Origin of the sequence: Maribacter spongiicola (assembly GCF_004364165.1) — a bacterium.
Lineage (GTDB): Bacteria > Bacteroidota > Bacteroidia > Flavobacteriales > Flavobacteriaceae > Maribacter > Maribacter spongiicola.
Map to the genome: position 1 here is coordinate 1679748 of NZ_SOAY01000010.1, position 23848 is coordinate 1703595.

General features: G+C 34.5%; 19 protein-coding genes. 11 read left to right on the forward strand and 8 right to left on the reverse strand.

The genetic code is table 11. The annotated features are described in order from the left end of the window. The first annotated feature begins 47 nt into the window (after positions 1 to 47). From CLV90_RS07525 to CLV90_RS07545, 5 genes are all read left to right on the forward strand, one after another. On the forward strand, positions 48 to 1178 hold the full coding sequence (locus tag CLV90_RS07525) for an imelysin family protein (RefSeq protein ID WP_133686846.1): 1131 nt from the start codon (positions 48 to 50) through the stop codon (positions 1176 to 1178). Beyond that, complete coding sequence (locus CLV90_RS07530) at positions 1178 to 2545, forward strand: HTTM domain-containing protein (protein ID WP_133686847.1); 1368 nt, start codon at positions 1178 to 1180, stop codon at positions 2543 to 2545. Before CLV90_RS07525 ends, CLV90_RS07530 begins: the two co-directional genes overlap by 1 nt. Beyond that, entirely contained in the window at positions 2526 to 5000 is a 2475-nt protein-coding gene (locus CLV90_RS07535) for a TonB-dependent receptor (RefSeq protein ID WP_133686848.1), read from the forward strand. Before CLV90_RS07530 ends, CLV90_RS07535 begins: the two co-directional genes overlap by 20 nt. A gap of 164 nt (positions 5001 to 5164) precedes the next feature. Further along, positions 5165 to 6637 (forward strand): IMP dehydrogenase, encoded by a 1473-nt coding sequence (gene guaB / locus CLV90_RS07540; protein ID WP_133686849.1) that lies wholly within the window; start codon positions 5165 to 5167, stop codon positions 6635 to 6637. 47 nt (positions 6638 to 6684) lie between these two features. Continuing rightward, on the forward strand, positions 6685 to 8364 hold the full coding sequence (locus CLV90_RS07545) for a BACON domain-containing protein (RefSeq protein ID WP_133686850.1): 1680 nt from the start codon (positions 6685 to 6687) through the stop codon (positions 8362 to 8364). Between the two features lie 35 nt (positions 8365 to 8399). Here the strand turns inward: CLV90_RS07545 and CLV90_RS07550 are convergent, their stop codons facing one another. Together CLV90_RS07550 and lysA are read right to left on the reverse strand one after the other, a co-directional pair. Next, positions 8400 to 8936 carry a thioredoxin family protein gene (locus tag CLV90_RS07550; protein ID WP_133686851.1) on the reverse strand — a complete coding sequence of 179 codons (537 nt, stop codon included), beginning with the start codon at positions 8934 to 8936 and terminating at the stop codon, positions 8400 to 8402. A 60-nt stretch (positions 8937 to 8996) separates the two neighbouring features. Beyond that, positions 8997 to 10235, reverse strand: coding sequence for a diaminopimelate decarboxylase (lysA, locus tag CLV90_RS07555; RefSeq protein ID WP_133686852.1), 1239 nt, complete (start codon positions 10233 to 10235; stop codon positions 8997 to 8999). A gap of 151 nt (positions 10236 to 10386) precedes the next feature. On the opposite strand from lysA, the gene CLV90_RS07560 reads away from it, so the two are divergent. The 4 genes from CLV90_RS07560 to CLV90_RS07575 all read left to right on the forward strand — a co-directional run bounded on the left by CLV90_RS07560 (position 10387) and on the right by CLV90_RS07575 (position 13636). Beyond that, positions 10387 to 11025 carry an LON peptidase substrate-binding domain-containing protein gene (locus CLV90_RS07560; RefSeq protein WP_133686853.1) on the forward strand — a complete coding sequence of 213 codons (639 nt, stop codon included), beginning with the start codon at positions 10387 to 10389 and terminating at the stop codon, positions 11023 to 11025. 151 nt (positions 11026 to 11176) lie between these two features. Beyond that, positions 11177 to 12370: an ADP-forming succinate--CoA ligase subunit beta gene (gene sucC, locus CLV90_RS07565; protein WP_133686854.1), complete on the forward strand. Its 1194-nt coding sequence runs from the start codon at positions 11177 to 11179 to the stop codon at positions 12368 to 12370. A gap of 228 nt (positions 12371 to 12598) precedes the next feature. Further along, positions 12599 to 12934, forward strand: coding sequence for a hypothetical protein (locus CLV90_RS07570; protein WP_133686855.1), 336 nt, complete (start codon positions 12599 to 12601; stop codon positions 12932 to 12934). Between the two features lie 366 nt (positions 12935 to 13300). After that, entirely contained in the window at positions 13301 to 13636 is a 336-nt protein-coding gene (locus CLV90_RS07575) for a hypothetical protein (RefSeq protein ID WP_133686856.1), read from the forward strand. Positions 13637 to 13684: 48 nt separating this feature from the next. Here CLV90_RS07575 and CLV90_RS07580 read toward each other — a convergent pair whose 3' ends face one another. Further along, positions 13685 to 14086, reverse strand: a complete 402-nt coding sequence (locus CLV90_RS07580) for a DUF1456 family protein (protein ID WP_133686857.1) — start codon at positions 14084 to 14086, stop codon at positions 13685 to 13687. Positions 14087 to 14422: 336 nt separating this feature from the next. Between CLV90_RS07580 and CLV90_RS07585 the strand changes: the two genes are divergently transcribed. Then, positions 14423 to 14824 carry a TerB family tellurite resistance protein gene (locus tag CLV90_RS07585; protein ID WP_133686858.1) on the forward strand — a complete coding sequence of 134 codons (402 nt, stop codon included), beginning with the start codon at positions 14423 to 14425 and terminating at the stop codon, positions 14822 to 14824. Here CLV90_RS07585 and CLV90_RS07590 read toward each other — a convergent pair. Continuing rightward, positions 14821 to 16089, reverse strand: a complete 1269-nt coding sequence (locus tag CLV90_RS07590; protein ID WP_133686859.1) for a DUF2254 domain-containing protein — start codon at positions 16087 to 16089, stop codon at positions 14821 to 14823. The two genes, CLV90_RS07585 and CLV90_RS07590, sit on opposite strands and share 4 nt — an antisense overlap. A 205-nt stretch (positions 16090 to 16294) precedes the next feature. Here CLV90_RS07590 and CLV90_RS07595 point away from each other — a divergent pair, with 205 nt between their 5' ends. Continuing rightward, positions 16295 to 16720, forward strand: coding sequence for an Hsp20/alpha crystallin family protein (locus tag CLV90_RS07595; protein ID WP_133686860.1), 426 nt, complete (start codon positions 16295 to 16297; stop codon positions 16718 to 16720). 74 nt (positions 16721 to 16794) lie between these two features. Here CLV90_RS07595 and CLV90_RS07600 read toward each other — a convergent pair whose 3' ends face one another. The 4 genes from CLV90_RS07600 to CLV90_RS07615 all read right to left on the reverse strand — a co-directional run bounded on the left by CLV90_RS07600 (position 16795) and on the right by CLV90_RS07615 (position 23756). Then, positions 16795 to 18321 carry a M20/M25/M40 family metallo-hydrolase gene (locus CLV90_RS07600; protein WP_133686861.1) on the reverse strand — a complete coding sequence of 509 codons (1527 nt, stop codon included), beginning with the start codon at positions 18319 to 18321 and terminating at the stop codon, positions 16795 to 16797. 135 nt (positions 18322 to 18456) lie between these two features. Further along, on the reverse strand, positions 18457 to 20445 hold the full coding sequence (gene uvrB, locus CLV90_RS07605) for an excinuclease ABC subunit UvrB (protein ID WP_133686862.1): 1989 nt from the start codon (positions 20443 to 20445) through the stop codon (positions 18457 to 18459). 59 nt (positions 20446 to 20504) lie between these two features. Then, positions 20505 to 21971 carry a T9SS type B sorting domain-containing protein gene (locus CLV90_RS07610; RefSeq protein WP_133686863.1) on the reverse strand — a complete coding sequence of 489 codons (1467 nt, stop codon included), beginning with the start codon at positions 21969 to 21971 and terminating at the stop codon, positions 20505 to 20507. Positions 21972 to 21986: 15 nt separating this feature from the next. After that, positions 21987 to 23756 (reverse strand): T9SS type B sorting domain-containing protein, encoded by a 1770-nt coding sequence (locus tag CLV90_RS07615; RefSeq protein WP_133686864.1) that lies wholly within the window; start codon positions 23754 to 23756, stop codon positions 21987 to 21989. Positions 23757 to 23848: the final 92 nt, after the last annotated feature.

Sequence of the window (23848 nt, forward strand, 5' to 3'; positions counted from 1 at the left end):
CAGCTTTTTTTATTTTTGTATTTAATTAGAATAAATAAAAATAAGAGATGAAAAGGATTATTGGATTTTTAATTGTTTTGACCTTGGTTTGGGCATGTTCCAGTGATAGTGATTCTGAAGTTACTGAGGTTGTAAACCCGGTTGATGAAGTTTCTTTTGAGCGTAGCGCTATGCTAATAAATTGGGCCGATAATATTATTATACCATCTTATGAAGCATTTTCTTCTGACTTAGAAATATTGGTAAGTTCATTTAATACTTTTAAAGAGGATGCAAGTGAGGTCAACTTGGTTGAATTACGTTCATCTTGGGTAAATGCATATATATCTTATCAAAATGTTGCCATGTATGAAATTGGTCCGGCAGAAACTGTGGGGTTTCAGTTAAATATGAATATTTACCCTACTAATACCGATAATATAGATGAATTCATAACTACAGATACATATGATTTGTCGCTTTCATCCAATAGAAGCTCTAAAGGTTTTCCGGCACTAGATTATTTGTTGAATGGTTTAGGAGAGGATGATGCAGCGATTTTAGCTTTCTATAACGGCGATGATAAAGATACTCTATTTACGTTTACAGAAGATGTTTTGTTAGATATGAAAACGTTGACCGGTACTGTATTGACAGGCTGGAAAGATGGCTATAGAGATACGTTCGTTGCTAATGATGGAGCTTCGTCTACAGCCTCTGTAGACCGCATGGTAAATGATTATATTTTTTATTTTGAAAAATATTTGAGAGCGGGTAAAATGGGAATTCCATTAGGTGTTTTTTCTGGTAGTACCTTAGCTCAGAATGTTGAAGGGTATTTTGATGCTACTATTTCTAATGATTTATTTTTAGAAGGACTAAATGCTGTTCAAGATTTTTTCAACGGTAAACATTTTAATTCCGGAACTGAAGGTGAAAGCCTTGCTTCTTATTTAGATGCGCTGAATACAGTAAAAGATGGCGAAGATTTATCTTCTCTTATTAATGCTCAATTCAATACAGCTAGAGTTATGGTTCAAGATTTGGCGGCCTTTAGAGAAGAAATTGAAAATAATAGTACGCCCACTGCTATGTTTTTGGCATATGACGAAGTACAAAAAGCAGTACCAATGCTAAAGGTAGACATGGTTTCTGCCATGAGTATCAGTATTGATTTTGTTGATGCAGATGGTGATTAATGAAGTCGATAATAGATACATATATAAAAGCTCCCGTAGAGGCCGCCCCATTGGCGGTCTTTCGTATTTTATTCGGTTTAATGATGCTTTTAAGTATAATTAGATTTTGGGCTTATGGTTGGATCGATAAATTTTATCTGCAGCCTAAGTTCTTTTTCTCTTATTATGGCTTTGAATGGGTGAAACCAATTGGTGAATTCACTTATTTGATTTTTATTGTATGCGCAATTTCTGCCATGTTGGTAGTTCTCGGTTATCGTTATAAACTCGCAATTATAGTGTTTTTTTTAAGCTTTACCTATATAGAGCTTATGGATAAGACTACGTATTTAAATCATTATTACTTTATTAGTCTGTTAAGTTTTTTGTTGATTTTTTTACCGGCAAATGCTTATTTCTCTTTAGACGCCCGTAGAAATTCTAAAAAAGCATTTCAGTACATACCAAGTTGGACCATAAATAGCATAAAATTGTTATTAGGAATCGTCTATTTTTATGCAGGTTTGGCGAAATTGAATTCAGATTGGTTGCTAAAAGCCATGCCTTTAAAAATCTGGTTGCCTTCTAAATTTGATACTCCTTTAATAGGCAGTTTACTTGGCGAAGAGTGGGTGCACTATGCTTTTAGTTGGTCAGGTGCTTTGTTCGATTTATGTATTCCTTTTTTACTCCTTAATAAAAAGACAAGAACCTTTGCATTCGTAATCGTTGTACTATTTCATGTACTTACCAGAGTATTGTTCCCAATTGGCGTTTTTCCTTTTGTAATGATCATCTCTGCCATGATATTTTTCGACGTCAGTATTCATTCAAAAATAATAGGCTTCATTTCCAAACTTTTCAAGATTGATTCTAGTAGTTTCAATACAGGTAAAGTTTTCAAGCAAATACCGACTTTTAAAGTCAAAATGAAATATGGAATACTGGCACTTTTCTTTTGTCTACAGCTTATATTACCATTTAGATATCTTTTGTATCCGGGTGAGTTGTTTTGGACAGAAGAGGGATATCGTTTTTCATGGCGAGTGATGTTAATGGAAAAAACGGGATATGCGCAATTTAAAATAGTAAATGGAGATACGGGTCGATGGTTTTATGTGAACAATTCAGATTTTCTAACTCCTATTCAAGAAAAACAAATGGCTTTTCAGCCCGACTTTATATTGGAATATGCTCATTTTTTGAAAGAACATTTTGAAAACGATGGACATGAAAATGTACAAGTATATGTAGATTGCCAAGTAAGTTTAAACGGAAGATTAAGTACAACATATATAGACCCTACTATTGATTTAACCAAAGAGGAAGAGTCTTTTTTACATAAGAATTGGATAACACCATTTAAAGATGAGATTAAAGGAATTTAGTTTTTTGCTATTGTTAGTATTTCTGTCGTTCCCTGTTTTTGGGCAATTTAATATTACTGGGCAAGTATTGGATACTGATGGCGAGCCAATACCAGATGCAGAATTGTATATTAAGGAACTAGAGCGCTTAGAAACTACCAATTCTCAAGGATATTATGTGCTAGATAACTTAACTTCTGGGACTTATACACTTGTTGCATTTGCATATGAATTTGAGATTTTAGAACAAGATCTTGTTGTCAACGGTAATACTACATTCAATATAGTTTTGCAGCGATTGAAAACTCAAAACTTATCAGAAGTGGTACTTACGCAGAAAAGAGAAGAAGTTTTTGCTTTAAAACAATTAAAGAAAGTAGATGGTACCGCAATTTATGCAGGTAAAAAAAGTGAAGTGGTATTATTAGAAGGTATAACAGGAAATTTAGCAGCCAATAACCCTAGGCAAATATATAGTCAAGTAGTGGGGCTAAATATTTATGATAATGGTGATGCTGGTTTGCAACTTAATATTGGCGGTAGAGGTTTAGATCCCAATAGAACGGCAAATTTCAACACCAGACAGAATGGTTATGACATTAGTGCGGATGTTTTAGGGTATCCAGAAAGTTACTATACACCTCCAGCAGAGGCACTAGAAGAAATTCAAGTGGTTAGAGGTGCCGCTTCTTTGCAATATGGCACCCAATTTGGTGGTTTGGTGAACTTTAAGTTTAAGCAACCAAATACCACAAAGAAAATAGAATTGGTGAGTAGACAAACTGTAGGGTCTTATAACCTTAAAACCAGTTTTAATAGCTTAAGTGGTACGGTTCGTAAAGTTAGTTACTATACCTATTTCAATTATAAAGAAGGTAATGGGTTTAGACCAAATTCTGCGTATAACAGTAGAAATTATTTTGCTCATGTTGGTTATGAATTTTCAGATAAAACTAAGGTTACACTAGAGACAACATTTTTAAATTATTTAGCCCAGCAACCTGGAGGCTTAACCGATGCTCAATTTATCGAAGACCCAACGTTTAGTAATAGAGATAGAAACTGGTTCGATGTTGATTGGAAATTATATTCTCTTCGTTTAGATCACAAATTCTCTTCAAAAATGGATTTTAGCTTAAATGTTTTTGGCTTAGATGCATCAAGAAGTGCGCTTGGGTTTAGAACAAATAGAGTATCACAGCCCGATGATTTAGAAGAACCCAGAGAATTGCTCATAGATAAATTTCAAAACTGGGGTGCAGAGGCAAGATTGCTTACCAGATATAAACTGGGTGATACCGAATCTGCTTTATTGGTCGGGTCTAAAATTTATAGAACAGATAACAATCAAAGACAGGGGCCAGGTACAACGGCTTCAAATGCCGATTTTAATTTTGCTGATGATGAATTTCCTAATTATGAAAGGCAGTCTCAATTTAATTTTCCAAACTCCAATCTTGCTTTTTTCGGAGAGAATATTTTTAATATAAACTCTAAATTGACTTTGACACCTGGTTTTAGGCTAGAGCATATTAATACAGAAAGTATAGGTAGCTACAAAAACATCGTATTAGATTTGGCAGGTAACTCATTGTTAAATGAAGATGTAGAGGATAATAGGGCTTTTGATAGAACATTTTTATTACTTGGTTTAGGTGCTACGTATAAACTAAACCCAAGTGTAGAATTTTATGGTAATTTTTCTCAAAACTACAGGTCGGTCACTTTTAGTGATATTAGGGTTGTTAATCCTTCGTTTCAAGTAGATGAGAACATTAGTGATGAAGATGGTTTTACTGCGGATTTTGGTTTGCGAGGAAGGCATAATAATGTCTTTTCTTATGATGTTAGTGCTTTTGGTCTGTTGTATGATAATAGACTTGGCGAAATTCTTAAAAGTGAAACTCAGATTAATGCAGCTGGTGTAGAAGTAGAGACAGGGAGCATTATTCGCTTTCGCGGGAATATTGGTACCGCTTTTATGTATGGATTAGAAAGCTTTGGGAATTGGAGTATCAAGGAAACTTTTTTTAGTGGAAATGATAAATTAAAATTGAACTACTTTTTAAACCTCGCCCTTACAGAATCTGAATATTTGTCTTCTGAAGAGACAAATGTAGAAGGTAATAATGTGGAGTTTATACCAGCTGTAAACTTAAAAACAGGGTTAAATTTTGGTTACGGTAACTTACTGGGAAGTTTACAGTATACCTATCTATCAAGACAGTATACAGATGCTACCAATGCTCCACAAGATATAAATGATAATCAAAGAGGCATTGAGGGCGAAATACCTGCTTATGATATTCTTGATTTTTCATTAGCATATACATACAAGAACTGGAAGCTTGAGGCAGGTATAAACAATGTTCTTAATAACAGTTATTTTACACGCAGAGCTACTGGTTATCCAGGGCCGGGCATTATTCCTTCAGAACCTAGAACGTTTTATGCTACGCTGCAGTTTAAACTTTAGAATAGTACTCTTGAGTTTTTTTGTGGTTACTAATGGTGTTTCGGTTATCGGTGTTTTTAAGCTATCGATGTTTAATTTATGTGAAGCTTTTACTAAGGTTTCATGAAGAATTAATAAACCAACTATATTCACTATATTTGCACGCAATTAAATCCTTAATTGCTATGCAAGCTCACCAAAACAAAATTCTAGGAGAAGGTCTAACGTACGACGACGTATTATTAGTACCTGCATATTCTGAAGTACTTCCAAGAGAAGTCAGTATTCAGACAAAATTCACAAGAAATATTACTATAAACGTACCTATAATATCGGCAGCGATGGATACGGTTACCGAGTCTAGAATGGCAATCGCCATGGCTCAGGAAGGTGGTATTGGTGTGTTGCACAAAAATATGTCTATTGAGCAACAGGCAATGAAGGTGAGAAAAGTGAAAAGAGCTGAAAGTGGTATGATCTTAGATCCTGTTACTTTGCCACTTGACTCTAAAGTACAAGATGCTAAAGCTAGTATGAAGGAGTACGGTATTGGAGGTATACCGATCGTAGATGCCAACGGTAAACTTTTAGGTATTGTAACCAATAGAGATTTACGTTTTGAGAAAAATAATGAAAGACCAATTTCTGAGGTAATGACTTCAGAGAATTTGGTGACAGCTGCAGAAGGGACTTCACTTTCAGAGGCGGAAGATATACTGCAAGAACATAAAATTGAAAAATTACCTGTCGTAGATAAAAACTATAAGTTGGTAGGTTTGATCACATTTCGAGATATTACAAAACTTACCCAAAAACCCAGTGCTAATAAAGATCAGTTCGGCAGGCTTCGTGTTGCAGCTGCTTTAGGTGTTACAGCCGATGCTGTAGAAAGAGCAGAGGCATTGGTTAATGCAGGTGTAGATGCAGTTGTAATTGATACAGCTCACGGTCATACCAAAGGTGTAGTAGAGGTATTAAAGGCAGTAAAAAAGAAATTTCCGAATCTTGATGTTATCGTAGGTAACATTGCTACAGGAGCGGCAGCAAAATATTTGGTAGATGCAGGTGCAGATGCCGTTAAAGTGGGTATTGGTCCAGGTTCTATTTGTACTACAAGGGTAGTTGCAGGTGTTGGTTTTCCTCAGTTTTCTGCGGTATTAGAAGTAGCGGCAGCTATAAAAGGTTCAGGTGTTCCGGTAATTGCAGATGGTGGTATTCGTTACACCGGTGATATTCCAAAAGCTATTGCAGCCGGTGCAGATACGGTAATGCTAGGGTCACTTTTAGCAGGAACAAAAGAATCTCCTGGAGAAACGATAATCTATGAAGGTAGAAAGTTTAAATCGTACCGAGGGATGGGTTCTGTAGAGGCTATGAAACAAGGTAGCAAGGATCGTTATTTTCAAGATGTTGAAGATGATATTAAAAAATTAGTACCTGAAGGTATCGTTGGTCGTGTACCTTACAAAGGGGAATTGTATGAAAGTATTCATCAATTTATAGGCGGATTAAAAGCCGGTATGGGATACTGCGGAGCCAAAGATATTGCAACACTACAAGATACTGGTAGATTCGTTAAAATTACCGCTAGTGGTATTAATGAAAGTCACCCACATGATGTTACTATCACTAAAGAGAGTCCTAATTATAGTAGGTAATTCGTAGACTTTTTAGTTACATTTATTATAAAATTTTCTGCTTGTTTATGAAAAAATTTATGCGTCTAAATTTTTGGTGTTTTCTTCTAATAGGGCTATCCATTTTGTTGATAAATTGTAACACTAGTGATGATATTTCTTCGGATACAGAATTAGTTGTTTCTCCGAAAAATGCCGTTTTAACTAAAGATGTAATTACTAAAATTTTCCTTTCATCAAGCCCAGTTAGCTCATTAGAATGGCAAGTTGGTTCAAAGCCAGATTGGTTATCGGTTACTCCAAGTTCTGGTGTTTTAGGGAACCAATTAACTCAAATTGATATTCTTCCAATTTCTGAAAATTTAATTGCTGGGTCAACTGTTACTGGAACTATTGAATTTATAACAGTAGGAGCTGGGAAAATTTCTGTTGAGGTGGAATATTTTGTTGAAATACCTCCGGTTTCACAATTTGGACTTTCCACAGAAGAACTTGTTTTCGATTATAATCAAGATACCGGTAATTTTCAGGTTATAAATGGGGGTGAGGTAGATTTTGTTTGGAATCTAAATAATACAGAAGGTTCTTTGAATTTTTCTATTGAAAGCGGTATGTTAAAAGCAGGGGGGGCTATGGATGTAAATGTTTTACTTGATAGATCCACCTTGGAAACTGATTTATATGAGTTTAGTATTACATTTTCTAATGACCAGGACCAGACTATTGTATTTCCAATTAGCGTCAAAAATTTTAAAGAAGAAAAGTGGTTGTTTAATGAGGGATTAGTGATAGATGCTGAATATGACCGTGTTGGGGACAAATTGTTGTTGGTGACAAGTAACCCAAATCAACTTAGAAAATTGGATCCGGTAAGTGAATACGAAGAGATTTTGAATTTAAACATGCCTCCAAATTGTATTTCTATTAGTCAAGATGGCAAATTTGCAGCCGTGGGGCATGATGCTCGTGTGTCATATATTAATTTAGAGACTATGCAATTACTAGAATTTTATTCAGTAACGGCTGATGTTTTTGATGTTGTTTTAGCTCCTAATAATTTCGTGTATGCCTTTCCAAGAACTGACCAGCATGAGCGTATTCGTTGTTTAGATTTATCAAATGGTGTTGAAACATTGCATACTGGCAATACAATTTATGCGGGTACAAGAGGAAAATTACACCCATCTGGTAGCTTTATTTACGGTGCTAATAATGGTTTGTCCCCTTCAGATGTTGAGAAATATGATATAAGCGAAGGAACTGCTCAGTTTCTTTATGATTCTCCTTATCATGGAGATTTTGATTTCGACGGTAATTTATGGTTATCAGAAGATGGTGAAAAATTAATTGCCAGAAGTGGTAATATCTTTAACACAACAATTGGTCAGCAAAGTGATTTGACGTATAATGGTAAATTAATTATTGAAAATCAGGTAAGATTTACGACCGTAGATTTTCATAAAAATGCTAATTTAATTTATGGTATCTCAGATAATGGCTATTCTTGGGCGAATAAACCTGGTAGTGTAGTAAGAAAGTATACAGCTGATTTTTATAATTTCAATGGTGAAATTCCCTTACCTAAATTTTTAGGAACGGATATTTTTGGAGATACCCGCTTATTTGATGCAGAAGGGCACTACGGATTTTTTAATAATACTGGAAGTTCTTTTTATGTTTTGGTTAAATCTAATAATGAAGAGAATACCACTACACAATGGGGCTTGGTAACTATTGAAACTGAATAGCAATCTATTTAAATATGTTGTTATTAAGTAAAGTATTATTTACGAGTTTTGCTTACGTAAGCATCCCATTTTTTTTCTTTATAAATGTCGCTACCGAAATAACGCGCTATTTCTAAGAATGGCTCTGGTTTTTGATAACCAGGTATTGGTGAAAGCATATTTAATTCTTCGTCTAAGAAGATAGTAGTTGGGTAACTTAAGCGACCTTGCATTAAGGCTGCTGCAAATTCATGATATCCTTTTCTGCCAGATGGAACAAATTTGTACGTCTTTCCTTTATATTCGATAGGATCTTTACCTTCGCCATCAAATTTAACCATGTAGTAGTTCTCTGCCATATAAGCAGCTACCTCAGGATTTTGAAAAGTGTCCTTATCCATTTTCTTGCACCATCCACACCAATCTGTGTACACATCAATAAAAACTTTCTTCGGGTTTGTGTCGGTTACCGTTAATTCGGCAGCCTCTTCCCAAGAAATCCAATTTACCTCTTGTGCATAACTAGCAGCCGAAACAAAGAGCACGGCTAAAAATAATAATGATTTGGAAAAAGATAAAGAATACGTCTTCATGAGTTTAATTTGAGTGTTTAGACCAACTATTATACCAAAACTAACGTATTTTCAAATGCTTTATTTCACTTTTGCTGTTTCTTTAACAGCGAATAAATCTTTTACATCTACTTGGTTACGAATTAAATCTTCAAAAGTTTCTCTTTCGCGTATAAGAATTGCTTTTCCTTTATGCCAAAGAACCTCTGCCGGTCTAAATCTTGAGTTGTAGTTACTTGCCATGGTAAAGCAATACGCACCTGCATTTTTAAAGCAAAGAATATCGCCTTCTTTAATTTCATTAATTCTTTTATTACTGGCAAAAGTATCGGTCTCACAGATATACCCTACGACAGAATAATAGCGCTCTCTACCAGCAGAATTAGATATGTTACTTATACTATGTGTTGCACCGTAAAGCATTGGTCTAATTAAATGATTGAAACCAGAATCTACACTTGCAAAAACTGTTGATGTCGTTTGTTTAACCACGTTCACTTTTGCAAGAAAAACACCTGCTTCACTAACTAAAAACTTGCCAGGCTCAAAAGCCAATGTTAAATCTTTACCGTATTCTTTACAGAACTCATTAAAACGAGTACTTAATTTTTTACCTAGTTCTTCAACATTAGTTTCAATATCACCTTCTTTATAAGGTACTTTGAAGCCGCTACCAAAATCTATAAAATCAAGATTTTTAAAATTACGTGCCGTATCGAATAATATTTCAGAGGCATATAAGAATACGTCGATATCTAAAATATCACTACCTGTATGCATATGAATACCATTGATATTCATTTTAGTTAATTCTACAATACGAAGTAAATGCGGAATTTGATGAATGCTGATACCGAATTTAGAATCTATGTGACCTACAGAAATATTAGAATTTCCGCCCGCCATAACATGCGGATTAATACGTATACATACCGGGATATTTGGATGCTTACTACCAAACTGCTCTAATATAGAAAGGTTGTCGATATTAATGCGAACTCCCAATTTGGCAGCTTGCTCAATTTCTTCTAATGAAACTCCATTAGGGGTAAATATGATTGACTCTGGTTTAAAACCAGCTAATAATCCTAATTGTACCTCTTGTATAGATACGGTATCTAAACCGCTGCCTAAACTATTCATTAATCTTAGAATAGTAATATTTGAAAGTGCTTTGGCTGCATAGTTAAGTTGCAATTTCTTTACAGAACCAAATGCTTTGGTTAGTCTATTGAACTGTGAAACTATTTTTTCGGAGTCATAAACATACACCGGATCACCATAGGTCTTTGCGATTTGCAATAAATCCTCATTTCTCATACTATACAATTTTCCTCAAAGTTACTTTTCTAATTCATCAAGAACAAAAATAATAACATAAAAATGATAAAAATAACAAATTGTGATATTTGTAACTTTGGAAAAGTGTATTTATTTTGGTGCTAAATAAAGTCCTTTGTACATTTAGCACATGAAATTACCTTTATTTCCATTACAGTCTATTTTCTTTCCAGGAGAGACCGTGCCGCTGCATGTTTTTGAAGATCGCTACAAACAATTAATTCAAGATTGTAGAATTGAAGCTATCACTTTTGGTATACCGGTTTTCATAAATAATAAGATGGAATATGGGGTAGAAGTACAGCTGGTAGAAGTGGTAACAACTTACGAAACCGGCGAGATGGATGTGGTATGTGTTGCACGACAAGTATTTAAATTGCTGGCTTTTGATAATATCATGGATGATAAGTTATATTCAGGAGGTATTGTTAAGTTATTGGATTACGACTATGAAGCATCCGAAGAAAAAAAGCAAACCATTATCAATGGTATAGAGCAGTTATATGCTATTATGGATGTGCCATATACCAAATTGAACGTAAAAGAATTCAATAGTTTTACACTTGCCCACAAAATAGGATTGTCTTTCGAGCAAGAATATCAACTATTACAGATACCCTCAGAAAATGATCGACTTAATTTTATAAGTCTTCATTTAACTTCTACAATTACGGTACTTTCTGAAGTGAACAGAACCAAAAAAACAATCGAACTTAATGGTCATTTCAAAAATTTTGATCCGTTAGATTTTAAAGATTTAGAGATTTAGCTCGTTTTTTAGCTTGAAAATTCGATTGTATTGCAAGCGATTTGGGTTTTTATCAAGTTAATTATACTAGTTATTCTAATTAATCACCAGTATTTTTAGATTATTACTTCCTGTTTCCTATTTTTGCTTAACAATTAAATTCACCATATATATGAACCTTCACGAATATCAAGGAAAAGAGATATTAGCAAGTTTTGGGGTGCGCATCCAAAGAGGAATAGTTGCCCAAAATGCAAAAGAGGCTGTTGAGGCTGCAAAGCAATTAACTGCTGAAACCGGAACTGGATGGCATGTTATAAAAGCGCAAGTACACGCAGGTGGTCGTGGTAAAGGTGGTGGAGTTAAATTAGCCAAAAACCTAAAAGAGGTAGAAGAGATAGCAAACCAGATCATTGGTATGAACTTAATTACACCGCAAACTTCTGCGGAAGGTAAAAAAGTACATCAAGTATTGGTTGCCGAAGATGTATACTACCCAGGCGAAAGCGAAACTAGTGAATTCTATATGTCTGTTGTATTGAACAGAGCTACTGGTAAGAATATGATCATGTATTCTACAGAAGGTGGTATGGACATTGAAGAGGTTGCTGAAAGCACTCCGCACTTAATCTTTACAGAAGAAATTGACCCAGCTACGGGCCTATTAGGTTTTCAAGCAAGAAAAATTGCTTTTAACTTAGGTCTTTCAGGTACTGCGTTCAAAGAAATGACAAAATTCGTTGCATCATTATATAAGGCATATGTAGAAAGTGATTCTAATATGTTTGAAATTAACCCGGTATTAAAAACATCTGATGATTTGATCATGGCTGTTGATGCCAAGGTTTCTATCGATGATAATGCACTATACCGTAGAAAGCAATATGCTGATATGCGCGATCTTAGAGAAGAGAATGCTATTGAAGTAGAAGCAAGAGAAGTTGGTCTTAACTATGTAGATCTTGACGGTAACGTTGGGTGTATGGTTAACGGTGCAGGTCTTGCAATGGCAACTATGGATTTGATTAAAATGGCAGGTGGTGAGCCAGCTAACTTTTTAGATGTTGGTGGTACTGCAGATGCTAAAAGAGTTGAAGAGGCGTTTAGAATTATTTTAAAAGATCCAAACGTTAAGGCAATTTTAATTAACATTTTTGGTGGTATCGTTCGTTGTGATCGTGTAGCACAAGGTGTTGTTGATGCTTATAAGAATATGGGCGATTCAATGAAAGTGCCGATTATTGTAAGATTACAAGGTACAAATGCTGAATTAGCAAAAGAGATTATTGATAACTCTGGACTTGCAGTACAATCTGCTGTACAGTTCCAAGAGGCTGCAGATAAAGTGAAAGCTGTATTGGCTTAAACAAGTTACTTTTCATAATATATAAAGACCATTCATTTAGAATGGTCTTTTTTTTTACCCTTTCACTTCTTTGTATTATTGAAAATGTAGTTTATAGTATGAAAATCTACATATTTTATCAATATAATATTAAATAGATGTTAAAATTATCATATTAATATTTTTAATCCGTTATTTTGTAGTATGCGCAATATGGACGTATAATTTCGAACCTTTAAAATATATAGTATGAAAAAAGTCAAAATTATTTTAATCGCAATGTTAGCATTTGGGATTGGAACTGTTAAGGCTCATGATACCGAGTCTAAAGATGATAAAGGAACAAAGTGGATAACTGCTCAAATTCATGACATGTTAGCCGATGAGGATATACCTGAACAAATAAGAGGTGCTAAAGCCGAAATTAAAATTGCCGTTGCAGAAGATGGTATGTATAGGTTATTATCAATTGAATCTACCAACAGTCAATTAAAAGAATTTTTGAAGAATGGTATTGATTTTAAAAATCTTGAGCCAGGCAATACAGATTTAGTTTACGTTATTCCAATAGAAATAGCAGACTAGTAGAATTACTACTTAACAATTTTAAAGAACGCTTATTTAGCGTTCTTTTTTTTTATGAATTGATATTGAAATATCAGGTTATTAGGGATTTATTGTGTTTTTTGCTTTAAGTAATCGTAATTATAAAAGGAGCAAATCTATATTTTATGTTACCGAAATGAATTAATAGTTAAGGCTCTAAAATCATGTTTTTTGCATGGCTTCTATTTTTAAATTTGGGGTGTATTATGGAGGAATTTATATTAAAGAGGTGTTAAAATATGCTCAAATTGTAACATTGTCAGTTTTTGGTCGTCTTTTTAGTAATTCATCATCAATCAATTTTAATCACGCTTCAGTTCAAACTGGAGCAAAAAACAAAAAGTCATGAGAAAATTAAGTTTAGTAGTCGTAGCTGCAATGCTAATAGCAACAGGTAATGTATTGGCAAACGATACAAAGGGCGAAAACCCAACAAGAAATCTTTCTAGACAGATATCAAAAATGCTATCTGACAATAGTTTTTCTATTGAACATAACGATTTAACCGCACAGGTACGTTTTACCTTAAATGCAGACGGTGAAATCGTTGTATTATCTGTGAGTACTGAATATGATGAAATGGAAAGTTTCGTCAAAGCCAAACTAAACTATCAAAAAGTTAATTTGGCAAATGTAGAGGAGGGTAAAATATACACAATTCCTTTACGTATTGAAGTGTAACCTTGTAATAGGTTAGTGTTGAAAAAAATCTTAATACACCTAGGTATATTAAGATTTTTTCTTGTTTTTATATTTCACAGAACTAATAGCGGTATCTACCTTTTTCATCTGTTTTGTTTTAAAATCTCTTTTACTGGTATTTTTTTGATCCGGTCTTTGAGTCGGTTTTTGTACTGATTTAGGGGTGTTGCCAGCCATTGCTAAAAGCACTTCTCCAGGTGTTTTCGGATTTTCTTTTGTTCCACGAAGATGAAGAACCAGTCCGTTTAAAAAATTACGGAGTACCTGATCTCCACATTCCATATAATTAGGATGATCTTCGTTTCTAAAGAAAGCACCTAATTCACTTTTTGAAATTTTGAAATCTACAAGCTCCAATATCTCTACGATTTCATCATCTCTAAATTTTAAAGCTACTCTTAGTTTTTTAAAAATATCATTATTAGTCATACCACAAATTTAAAGAATGCAAGTTATTATAAAAATATGACGTGTTGGTTGCTATGTCTTATTATTAGGTGTGTCTTAGACGTATATTGTATTTTATATACTACATAGAATATAGTTGGTCCATGATTATATAAATATTTTTACAAAAAGACGTCTTATGCTTTACCGATAAAAACCTAATTGAAGATAAACATTTTGGTTGAAAATATATTTCTAAATGAATTCTCATTTACAGAGTAAAATTATGCGCAACTAAATCTGCTTAAATGAAATAAAACAGCTGACTTTTACGTTAAAAATATGTAGCATCTGAATATCAATTTGTTACGTAAGAGTATGCCTACTACTAAAGAGAAATTAAGTATTTTATCAGAAATGATTTCGTTTGCGAAAGTAAATAACAAGGTAAAAGAATCTGAGTATGATTTTCTGTTTTCGGTTGCCCAGCAATTAGAAGTGAGTAAAAAAACTTTTGATAGTCTGTTTACTTCAAATGTAGAACATGTGATACCTAAATCAGAATCAGAACGGTTGTTGCAATTTCATAGGTTGGTTTTGCTAATGAATGTTGATAATGAGCAGGATATTCATGAAGTCAAAAGAATATATGATATTGGTCTGAATATGGGCTTACCACCTGGTGCAATTCAGCAGGTTCTTTCTATTATGCATACTTACCCAAATAAAGTCGTGCCGCCAGAGATATTGATTTCTATCTTTAAAGCTCATTACAACTAAGACCACGATATAAAGTCGGCATCCAATTTACTAAGGTCTCTTTTGTTTTCAATACTGCTATTGGCATCTAGTCTTAACTCATCTATTTCTGTCTCAATAACTTTTAACTGATTAGAATTTACTACGTGATTGGTTAGTGTTTTCAACATGTGCATCAATTTTCTCATTACCGTAATATCATGCTTGCAGTAAAGTCTATAGGTCGCCATAACATTAAATAAAACCTCAGAAAATGTAGCACATTTAATTTGCGTCCAATTTTCTTTTTCGTTATCGGTAATGTATTCAAAATCTGCCTTTCGCATTAAATCTAAAAAGAGTGAAGTTAGATAGTCAATGGTGTTTAAAGCTGTTCCGGGGTCATTTATACCTGGCGACATCGCCTTTACTCCAATTTCAGAAATTTGTCTAAAACCATAGATGTAGTTTTCTCCAATAAGTTCTTCGTTACTAAAAAGTAGAGTGCTTGTTATCTTTTTCTTTAAATCGTTATTTAAAGGTTTTTCAGTTTTGAACCCAATGGTACCGTCTAGAATAAACTGCCCTTTATATAATTGTATGATAACTTTCATTGAGTTCTCTTTACATAACTCTAGTAAGTCATCGTTCAGTACTCCATAAAAATAGCCGGTTTCTGTAATCTCGTATTTCTCCCAATGCTCATGATTAGGAAACTTGAAGTTGTTCACTTCTTGTTCTTTTACAATTGATGCTATTTCAGATTTTGTTCTTGAGTGAATTGCTGTTAGAATATTACCTACTTGTATTGCTTGTGAAATATGATGAATAAAGTAGATGAAGGCAGCTAAACACCCTACTACCAATATAATACCTAGTAATACCGAAAAGCCGGGAGTTTGATATGAGTTTTCTGTGGGCTCAATAGAGATAAGAATAAAAATGTTATACAGGATGGTGGCAATGTAGAGCCCTAATACAATCTGATGTTTCTCGTCTGAAATAATACCTGGTAATACTCGTGGTGAGAAGTTGCTAGAAGCCTGATTTAAAAGAACCATCACCATGGAGAAACTAAATACGGTCAAAGAGATTAAACCACCTATAAGCGTACTTAAAATGGTTTTAGCAGTGTCGGTATCATCTATTACTAAAGCGGGAGCCACATCTATTAGATACGCTGAAATGTTCTTTTGTTCTAAGTAAATCATTAGAAAAGCCAATAGTAATCCTGCTAAGGAGATAATTGTGGGGAAAAAGGCAATTCTAGTTCTAATTTGGTCTAAGAAGTTAGTAAGTCTGTTCATTATAATAGTTCTGTGTATAAAATTAGTGAATGTGAGAACAGTTAACTGTCTTGTATGCTAAAATTACAGACTCTTAATCTATATAAGTGTCATTATGTCGCTATATCTTATATTTAAAACGCCATATTGTCATGTTAGTTTGGTTGGTACAGCATTTGTTCTATTCAAATCGACTATTAAATTAATTTATTTAAAAAATACTATTATGAGTTTAACAAAGAGAAACGATGTTTTGTTCCCGTCATTAATGAACGAAATTTTTAAACCAGATTGGTTTGGTGGAACTGAGAATTCACGCGCAACTGTACCAGCAGTAAATATTAAGGATAATGAAAAAGATTTTGAGTTAGCGCTTTTTGTTCCTGGCAGGTTAAAAGAGGATTTTAAAATTGAAATTGATAAGGATGTGCTCACAATTTCAGCAGATGTCAAAGAGGAGAATATTGCAGTAAAAGAAAATTTTACGCGTAAGGAGTTTACTATCTCGTCTTTTAAAAGAGCATTTACTATGCCTGATACAGTTGCAACTGATAAAATAGAAGCTACTTATGAAGGCGGGATTTTAAAATTTAATCTTCCGAAAAAAGAAGAGGCTTTACCAAAGCCAAAAAGAATGATTGAGTTAAAGTAAGTTTTAGTTAGTATCCTTATTAGTTTGGTTTGAGTTGTTTAGTTAGAGTGCCTTGAGAAATTAAGGCACTTTTTTTATGGTAGTTTTTCGGTCAATACAGCAATACATGAAATTATGCCTTCTCTATAATTACCCATTCTTAGGTTTTCGTTAGGGGCATGTATGTTATTATCTGGGTTAGGTATTCGAATAGATACTGCTGGTATATTCAATGCTTCTATAAATGGAGCCATGGGTTGGGATCCGCCGGTAGTTCTCATATTTATTACAGTGTTGCCAAATACTTTAGTCAAAGCTGAATTTAAAAATTTGCCTATTGAACTATCCATTTCGGTTCTAAACGGTTTTGAGCCAATTCTGTAATTAAGCGATGCAAGTTTAGGGTAAGCTGCTCTTTCTTCTACGGTGGGTATGGAGTCGACTATATGAAAACCTTCTTTTTTAATATGCGCCCGTAGTAATTTAATTTGTCTTTCCCCTGGCGTCTCAGGTACTAATCGCATATCTATTTCTATGATAACTTCTTCGGGTATCAAAGTGCGGACTTCTTTGCCTGTCCACCCTGCTTTTAAGCCTCTAATGTTTAGAGATGGAAACTGTAATGCCTCTTGATAGGTGTCTGCAACTTCTTCAGAAACGGCTATGCCTAGTCTCGAATTAAGACTGTCCATATTTTCTGGTATAGCACCAAGTAGTTCTTTGTCACGTTCAGATAAATGAACACCATCGTAAAACCCAGAAATTTGAACTATGCCTTTTTCATCTTTGAAACTATTTATTAATTGTGCTGCTTTAAAAACGGGGTTCGGTGCGTAGTTTCCATATTGACCGCTATGCAATGCATCGGTCGAACCAAAAACCGTAATTGTTGCTGTGGTAATTCCTCTAGCGCCATATGTCAACGTCGGTAAATTAGAAAGATGTCTAGTGCCGTCCATAATCAACAACATTTCTGATTGTAATAAGTTTTTATTTTTAAGAACTGCTTTTGGTAAATCTGGTGAGCCAAGTTCTTCTTGAAAATCCATGATTACTTTAATGTTGTATTCGGGATTGATTTGTTGTTCCTGTAAGATTTTCATTGCTGAAATTAATGACATAGCCGGACCTTTAGAATCGGATGCCGATCTGGCAAAAATTCTTAAATCATCGGGTATATTTTTTTGATTAAAATTGAATTCTTCAGTTGTCCATTCTCCATTTTTTAAGGTCTTAAATACGGGTTCAAAAGGATCGCTTTGAGACCACTCAGATCGGTCGATTGGTTGCCCGTCAATTTGCAAATAAAATAGGATGCTCTTTCTGTTTTTATGAAATATTTTTTCGGCAAAGAGTAGGGGTGCGCCATCGGTAATTATGGTCTGAGTTTTGAATTTTAAATTCTTAAAAACACTATCGCACCACGCTTTATTATTTTCAATTTGTTCTTGAAAATTACCGTCATTTGGTAGTCTTAAAAAATGATGTAAATTCGTAGTAGCTGTCATGAAATTTTCATCGACCATTACTTTAATGTCATCGCTTTTTAACTTCTGTGAAAAGCCTTTTAAACTACTGCTTATGCACATTGCAATAAGCAATAAATTCACTAAATTTTTCATTTTATATAGATATCAGAATATTTAGTCTTGTCTAAAAATTACACTTAACTATTTATTATCCAGTATTTAATGTAGTATAATATAAAGTAAAAATAGAGATTTAATCTATTTTGGTGTAAATGGATGAAAATAGACCTACTCTTGTTCTTGTAGCGACTTTATTTCATCTCTTAACTTCGCCGCTTGCATAAAATCTAACTCTTTTGCCGCTTTTTCCATAGCCTTTCTCTTGTCTTTTATGAGCTTCTCTATTTGCTCTTTAGTGAGATAATCCATGTCTGGCTCAGCAGCTCTTAACTCTTCTTTTATGAAGTGATAAGTAGAGACCGAATTCTTAGAAAGCACATTGTCTAAACTCTTGTTTAAAGCAGTCGGTGTTACATTATTATCCGTGTTATATTGAATCTGTTTTTGCCTTCTATAAGTTGTTTCATCGATCGTTTTTTGCATGCTTGCAGTAATCTTATCTGCGTACATAATTGCTAGTCCATTTAGGTTTCTTGCAGCTCTACCGACTGTCTGTGTTAACGAACGATTACTACGTAAAAATCCCTCTTTGTCAGCATCCAAAATAACCACTAAAGAAACCTCTGGTAAGTCTAATCCTTCACGTAATAAATTCACTCCGATAAGCACATCAAAAATACCTTTTCGTAAATCTTGCATGATTTCTACACGTTCTAAAGTGTCAACATCACTATGAATATATCTACATCGAATATTGATTCTGTCCATATATTTAGCCAACTCTTCTGCCATTCTTTTTGTCAAAGTGGTGACCAATGTCCGTTCATCTTTTTCAACACGAATTTGAATTTCTTCTACCAAATCATCAATTTGATTCAAGCTAGGTCTTACTTCGATTATCGGATCTAGAAGTCCGGTTGGTCTAATTACTTGCTCGACATAAACCCCTTGACTCAATTGTAATTCGTAATCTGCGGGTGTCGCACTTACATATAAAACCTGATTCTGTAATGCTTCAAACTCTTCAAACTTTAATGGTCTATTGTCCATTGCAGCTGGTAGACGAAAACCGTAATCTACCAAGTTTACTTTTCTTGAGCGGTCACCGCCATACATGGCATGTACTTGAGGTATTGTTACGTGACTTTCATCTATTACCATTAAATAATCATCGGGAAAATAATCTAACAAACAGAAAGGTCTGGTGCCCGGTTCTCGACCATCTAAATATCTAGAATAGTTTTCTATACCTGAGCAATACCCAAGTTCACGTATCATTTCTAAGTCAAAATTGGTACGTTCTTCTAATCTTTTTGCTTCTAATGGCTTTCCAATTTCTTTAAAGTAGTCTATCTGTTTGACTAAATCATCTTGTATGCTATGAATGGCATTCTGTAAAACATCTTTAGAGGTCACGAACATATTTGCCGGGTAAATAGTAAGTGTCTCGTAAACTTCTATAATATTATTATTAAATGGATCGAAAGCTTCTATTTCTTCAATTTCATCGCCGAAAAAGTGAATTCTATAGGCATGGTCGGCATAACTTGGAAAAACATCAACAACGTCACCTTTTACCCTAAAATTACCATTCTTAAACTCCGCCATAGTTCTAGAATAGAGCGATTGCACTAATAGATGCATTAGCTTGGTTCTGGCAATAACTTGATCTTTTTTTATAGAGATGACATTTTTCTGAAATTCAACGGGGTTACCAATACCATATAAACAAGAAACCGAAGCAATAACGATGACATCTCGCCTTCCTGAAAGTAGCGAAGAGGTAGTACTAAGGCGTAATTTCTCAATATCTTCATTAATGGAAAGATCTTTTTCAATATATACACCACTTGTTGGTATAAATGCCTCTGGCTGGTAATAGTCGTAATAAGACACAAAATACTCCACCGCATTATTAGGAAAAAACTGCTTGAACTCCGAATATAACTGGGCAGCCAAGGTTTTGTTGTGAGCTAATAAAAGTGTTGGTTTTTGAACTTCTTCAATAACATTGGCTACCGTAAAGGTTTTTCCAGAACCGGTTACACCCAATAATGTCTGATATTTTTCCTTATCATTTATGCCTTTTACCAATTCTTTAATGGCATTTGGTTGATCCCCAGTGGGTTTGAAGTCTGATACTACTTTGAATTTCATGCTATAAAATTACGAAAGAAGTGCCATTTAAAAGAGTGCAATAAGAATAATGATTACGTCTATCGGATTAATGAAAAATGACCCATTATAGGTTGCTGATTAATAAAAGTTGCTTTATACCAATAATCCGACTGAGGCATTTCCTTAGTATTAAAACTACCGTCCCATCCCATACTATTTGGGCTGATTTGTTTTATTAAACTGCCAAATTGATTATAAATATGTATTACGTCTATAACAGATTCAAAGTTTTCAATGGGCGGTACATACTGCCAATAATCATTTATACCATCCCCATTAGGAGTAAAAAATGAAGGAAAATCTTTTTTAGAAATATCTCTGTCTACCAACCTTTCTGTTGTTCCGCATCCGTTTTTATCTCGTACATAAGCAATGTAATTACGAGTTGGCATTTCTACGAACATTGGCGAATCTTGAAAAGGACCATCTCGGCTGGTCAATGAATACTCATATTGTCCGCCACCGGTCACGGAAATTAATATTGTTTTTCCCAAAGGTAAGTTGTTGACATTTATTGCTGTAATTGTAGCTTCTTCCGATGCTACTACGTCTATAAGTTTGGAACTTATACATTCAATATCACCCGCGTCGGTAGTAATATTATTATATGCTTCAAACCGATATTTACCTGGCGCAGAAATAGCTACACTTTGTGTTTCTGATAGCAATGTTTCTTCGCTACCGCTATTTGTTAAATACCATCTAAAACCATCGGCATTATCGTTCGATGAAATGGTATAGGGTAGTTCGTCACTGCATATACCTACAATATTGAGTAAATTAATAATTGGAGCCCTATATATTAACTCGCCGGTAGTTTCAGAAATATAAGGGTCGCAAACATAAACGGCAAAACTGGTAGTGAATATCTCTTCAGTACAAGATGTGGCAATTCCGATATCATTATAGGGTTCAATTTTTACATAAATATTTGAGTTTTGTGGTAAATCTTCCGGCGGGTTGTATCTCAATTCATTTTTAATATCAAGATTGTTTACTAGCTCATTACCATTTGGTGTTGTGCCTATAGATAAATAATAGCCCGTAGCTGTCGGCACATATGCCCATTCAATATCTGTGATAATAGTTACACTACCTGCATTATTATCTGGAGTGATTAATATGGAGCAAGTAGGGGGTGTGGTAACTTCTACCGTTGTAAAAACAAGTTTGTCACAGATGATTGGCGGACCGTCGTAGGGAACTAAACTTAATGTCGCGTAAATAGTGGTGTCGTCTGGTAAACCTAAGGGCGGAGTGTAGAAAGGGTTAGTGCCAATAGGTTTTCTGTCTAAAATATCAGTGCCTTGCGCAGTGGTACCAATAGAAAGTATATAGCCGTTATAACCTAATACTTCGGTCCAAGTTAGTGTTGTGTTTACTTCAATGTTACCTGCACCGTTGTTTGGGAAAGTAAATTCTGTGCAATCTTGAGCATGTAAAAATGCACTTGTCAAAAAGAGACATAACAACCTCAAGAAGAAAGACATTTTTTTAATATTCATTTTGTATAAATTAATTTATCGTTTCAAACTAAAATGACCTTTGATAATTTTATTATTTGTGGCAATAGCCTTGAACCAGTAATTTGATTCGGGAAGTGCTTTGCCATTTACGTTTCCGCTCCAGCCATTTGTATTTGGAACTACTTGGGCAAGTAGTGCACCGAATTTATCAAATATAAAGATTACCGATATATTATTTTCACCAGTTTCAACAGGTGGTATAAATTGCCAAAAATCATTGATGCCATCACCGTTTGGGGTAAAGAATTTTGGAAATCCGTTCATGGTCAAGTCTAGCTCAACAAAACGTTCTGTAATACCACAGCCTGCTTTGTCACGAACATAAACAATATGGTTCTGTAATGCAATGTCGGTAAAGCGATTAGAATTTTGATAAGGACCGTATTCGTTATCTAACGAATATTCAAAATTACCATTTGTGGTTGTAGTTATTTCATAATTAAGCAAATTGCTACTTATTTTTACCGCTACATTTTCTATAACAGGAGTTTCAGATATAAATACTTGAAAGGTTTTTGATGAAGCGCATTCAAATATTCTGTCTGACTCCTCAATAATATCATAAGCCTCATAAATATATAGACCTTCTTCATCTAACATAACTTCAGAACTACTTGATACTAATGTTTCATTACCTCTATCATCTAATTTGTACCACCTAAAGCCATCAGCTTCATCAGTTGCCGTAATTAAATCGAGCTCATTATTTAAGCATATTGTAATGGTATCTGGAAAGGTCAAAACAGGATTTAAAACCAACAATTCGCCACTTAAAGGGTCAAAATAGGGTCCGCAGCCAACAAGTGTAGAAAAGGTTTCTTGAGTGCAACCTATTGCTTCACCTGCTTCGTTAAAAGGATAAATCGATATAAAGAATGTTCGGTTAGGTTCAAAATCGATAATCAGGGTGGAGGTCCTATAAAAAACAGCATCTTCCAAAATATTCTTTTCGAAAGGTGATGTACCTATAGACACTCTATAACCCGTTGCATTAGGTACTGCATTCCATTCTAGCGTCGGGCTCAATGGTACATTCGTTTCTCCATTAAAAGGGGAAATCATACTTGTGCATATAGGTAATACTGCAGCCGCAGCCGTTGTAAAGACCGAAGAGCTGCAATTAACTGCTGAACCAATTCTGTTATAAGGTATAATTGTAATGTAAATATCAGTTTCGGTAGGTAATTCTGTTGTTGGATTATAGCTTAACGTATTTGCCACGTCGGTACGTACAAGAATTTCATCTCCACTTTGTGTGGTGCCAATCGTTATAAAATATCCTGTTGCACTTGGTGCGGCATTCCATGAGATATTAGTCGCTGTATTTATTTCAAAGGCGTTGTTTGCCGGACTAATAGATGTACTACAATTAGGTACTTCGCTTAAGGCTGCGGTCGTAAAACGTTGGCTATCACAAACAATATTCGGTTGATTGAAAAAGAACAGGGTAATGGTGATGAATATTTCGGTACTCTCTGGTAACCCTGTCGCGGGTGTAAAACTTGTGGCAGATCCAACATTTCGCTCATTTAAAATATCATTACCGCCTTCTGTTGTACCTAATGATATAATATAACCTGGGACACCTGTAACTGCTTCCCAACTAATGGTAGCATCTACTGGAACTAACGTGGTGCCATCGGCAGGACTAACTAAAGCGGGACATTCTTGTGCCGATGTTTTAAAAACGGCAAATAACAGAACTATGAAAAATATTGGCGCAGCCAATATTTGGGGTATTCTATAGTCCCATTTCTTTTTCATAGCATATTCGTAAACAATACAATATACTACAAAATGAAAATCTATTCTTTCAGAACCCTATTAAATAGGATTAATTGTCTGATACGTGTGAT

Coding starts and splice junctions, on each gene's coding strand:
- uvrB (WP_133686862.1), bottom strand. CDS start 20,445: ATGAAATTCAAAGTAGTATCAGACTTCAAACCCACTGGGGATCAACCA.
- CLV90_RS07535 (WP_133686848.1), top strand. CDS start 2,526: ATGAGATTAAAGGAATTTAGTTTTTTGCTATTGTTAGTATTTCTGTCG.
- CLV90_RS07575 (WP_133686856.1), top strand. CDS start 13,301: ATGAGAAAATTAAGTTTAGTAGTCGTAGCTGCAATGCTAATAGCAACA.
- lysA (WP_133686852.1), bottom strand. CDS start 10,235: ATGAGAAATGAGGATTTATTGCAAATCGCAAAGACCTATGGTGATCCG.
- CLV90_RS07580 (WP_133686857.1), bottom strand. CDS start 14,086: ATGACTAATAATGATATTTTTAAAAAACTAAGAGTAGCTTTAAAATTT.
- CLV90_RS07530 (WP_133686847.1), top strand. CDS start 1,178: ATGAAGTCGATAATAGATACATATATAAAAGCTCCCGTAGAGGCCGCC.
- CLV90_RS07545 (WP_133686850.1), top strand. CDS start 6,685: ATGAAAAAATTTATGCGTCTAAATTTTTGGTGTTTTCTTCTAATAGGG.
- CLV90_RS07585 (WP_133686858.1), top strand. CDS start 14,423: ATGCCTACTACTAAAGAGAAATTAAGTATTTTATCAGAAATGATTTCG.
- CLV90_RS07560 (WP_133686853.1), top strand. CDS start 10,387: ATGAAATTACCTTTATTTCCATTACAGTCTATTTTCTTTCCAGGAGAG.
- sucC (WP_133686854.1), top strand. CDS start 11,177: ATGAACCTTCACGAATATCAAGGAAAAGAGATATTAGCAAGTTTTGGG.
- CLV90_RS07525 (WP_133686846.1), top strand. CDS start 48: ATGAAAAGGATTATTGGATTTTTAATTGTTTTGACCTTGGTTTGGGCA.
- CLV90_RS07550 (WP_133686851.1), bottom strand. CDS start 8,936: ATGAAGACGTATTCTTTATCTTTTTCCAAATCATTATTATTTTTAGCC.
- guaB (WP_133686849.1), top strand. CDS start 5,165: ATGCAAGCTCACCAAAACAAAATTCTAGGAGAAGGTCTAACGTACGAC.
- CLV90_RS07595 (WP_133686860.1), top strand. CDS start 16,295: ATGAGTTTAACAAAGAGAAACGATGTTTTGTTCCCGTCATTAATGAAC.
- CLV90_RS07590 (WP_133686859.1), bottom strand. CDS start 16,089: ATGAACAGACTTACTAACTTCTTAGACCAAATTAGAACTAGAATTGCC.
- CLV90_RS07600 (WP_133686861.1), bottom strand. CDS start 18,321: ATGAAAAATTTAGTGAATTTATTGCTTATTGCAATGTGCATAAGCAGT.
- CLV90_RS07610 (WP_133686863.1), bottom strand. CDS start 21,971: ATGAATATTAAAAAAATGTCTTTCTTCTTGAGGTTGTTATGTCTCTTT.
- CLV90_RS07615 (WP_133686864.1), bottom strand. CDS start 23,756: ATGAAAAAGAAATGGGACTATAGAATACCCCAAATATTGGCTGCGCCA.
- CLV90_RS07570 (WP_133686855.1), top strand. CDS start 12,599: ATGAAAAAAGTCAAAATTATTTTAATCGCAATGTTAGCATTTGGGATT.